Origin of the sequence: Caballeronia sp. (assembly GCF_049581465.1) — a bacterium.
In the GTDB taxonomy this organism is placed as follows: Bacteria; Pseudomonadota; Gammaproteobacteria; order Burkholderiales; family Burkholderiaceae; genus Caballeronia.
Genome location: NZ_JBAUSA010001345.1, coordinates 1 through 1918 on the forward strand (window position 1 = coordinate 1; position 1918 = coordinate 1918).

2 protein-coding genes are annotated in these 1918 nt (G+C 61.5%); one reads left to right on the forward strand and one right to left on the reverse strand.

From position 1 onward, the window contains the following. The first annotated feature begins 115 nt into the window (after positions 1-115). On the forward strand, positions 116-1471 hold the full coding sequence (locus WCA53_RS32555) for an MFS transporter (protein WP_423921596.1): 1356 nt from the start codon (positions 116-118) through the stop codon (positions 1469-1471). A 62-nt stretch (positions 1472-1533) separates the two neighbouring features. On the opposite strand, the gene WCA53_RS32560 is transcribed toward WCA53_RS32555, so the two are convergent. Next, on the reverse strand, positions 1534-1918 hold a 385-nt coding region (locus tag WCA53_RS32560; protein ID WP_423921599.1), incomplete at its 5' end, for a putative zinc-binding metallopeptidase.

Consider the following 1918-nt stretch of genomic DNA (forward strand, 5'->3'; position numbering starts at 1 on the left):
ACTTATGGTCGCGTCTACTCGAAGGACTCAATTGCCGCGTGTCTCGGCGTGCTGGCCCGGCTCATAACCGGCCCGGCATCGCGGGGCCCGCGGACCTGTTCCCGGGAGTCGTCGAATGTCGAATGCATCGCCCCCAGAAGTCGATTTGAAAACGCTGCGCAAAGTGATCATGGCGGCATCGATCGGCAATTTCGTCGAGTGGTTCGACTTCGCGGCATACGGTTTCCTCGCGACCATCCTCACGCGCGAATTTTTTCCCAGCGCAGACCCTGCTGCCGGATTGCTCAAGACCTTCGCGGTGTTTGCCGTGGCGTTCGCGTTCCGGCCGCTCGGTGGCATTGTGTTCGGGGTGATCGGTGACCGGATCGGGCGTAAGCGCACACTTGCCCTGACAATTCTGCTGATGGCCGGCGCCACCACGCTGATCGGCTTTTTACCGGGCTATGCGGCGATAGGCGCGCTTGCGCCGCTGCTGCTCACGATCATTCGTTGCGTGCAGGGCTTTTCGGCGGGTGGAGAATACGCCGGCGCATGCGCCTATGTCATGGAACATGCGCCGCAGAACAAGCGGGCGTGGTACGGCAGCTTCGTCCCGGTATCGACGTTCTCGTCCTTCTCGATTGCCGCCGTTGTCGCGTACGCTCTGGACGCGACGCTTTCCGCCGATGCCATGCGCTCCTGGGGCTGGCGCGTGCCGTTCCTGGCTGCCGCGCCGATCGGCCTGATCGGCCTCTACTTGCGGATGAACCTGAACGAAACCCCGGCCTTCCGGGCGCTGGAAGGCGAGCACGACGTGGCGCACGCACCGTTGCGCGACACGCTGCGCACGCAAGCGGGCGGGATCTTGAAGCTCGGCGCGTTCATCTCCGTGACGGCGTTGTCGTTCTATATGTTCACCACGTATCTTGCGACTTATATGCAGGTTGCCGGGCACATGAGTCGCGCGACTTCGTTGTTGATTACCGTGATCGCGCTGTTATTCGCGGCGGCAATCTGTCCGCTCGCCGGGTTGTATTCGGATTTCGTCGGCCGCCGGAAGACGGTGTTCACCACCTGCGCGCTGCTGATAGTGACGGTTTATCCGTCGTTCGCATTGGCTGGATCGGGAGGGTTCCTGCCGGCGTTGATCGGGGTGGGCATGCTGGCAGTCGGTGCGGTACTGGCGGGCGTCGTGACGGCGGCGTTGTTGTCAGAGGTCTTTCCTACCCGAACCCGGTACACCGCATCGGCGATTACTTATAACCTCGCTTACACGATTTTTGGCGGGACGGCGCCGCTGGTTGCCACCTGGTTGATTACGACTTCCGGAAATAACATGTCGCCGGCGGTTTATCTGATCGCCATTGCAGTGATGGGTTTGGTCGGGGGGATGCTGCTGCCGGAAACGTCAAGGGTGTCGTTGCACGGGGCAGGGGTTGGTGGGGGGATTCGGGGTGTTGAGTTGGCCGGTGTAGCCAGGGAGGTCGCTTGAACGGTTCGGCACCCCGAATGCCAACACGCTCTATCCGGTCACTGCCTTTTATGTGGTTCTGCTTAGCTTTTCTTGCCGCCTTGCGTGACCGGTGTTCGTATCTTTTCATCCCCCGCCGCGCTTTGCGCTTGGACCGGCGCTTCGGGTTTTGCAGCTTCCTGTGCTTTGCCTGCCGCCTCGATCACGCGATGCACAAAGCGCAGCTTTTCCACCACCGGGGGCGCTAGCGCAAACGGATACGCGTCCGGCATTCCCAAGCTCCGGTTCAAGCTGTTTAGCGCAAAGGTCAACGGATACCAGCGCTGCATCAACTGGTCGAACGTGAATTCGCCCACCGGTGTTTTCGCGGCCATCGCCGAGTCCAGTGCGTTGCCCGGGCCGATCGCTACGCCGCACGACATCGCGGTATCGATGGTATCCACGATGTGCAGGTAATGCGCCCATGTC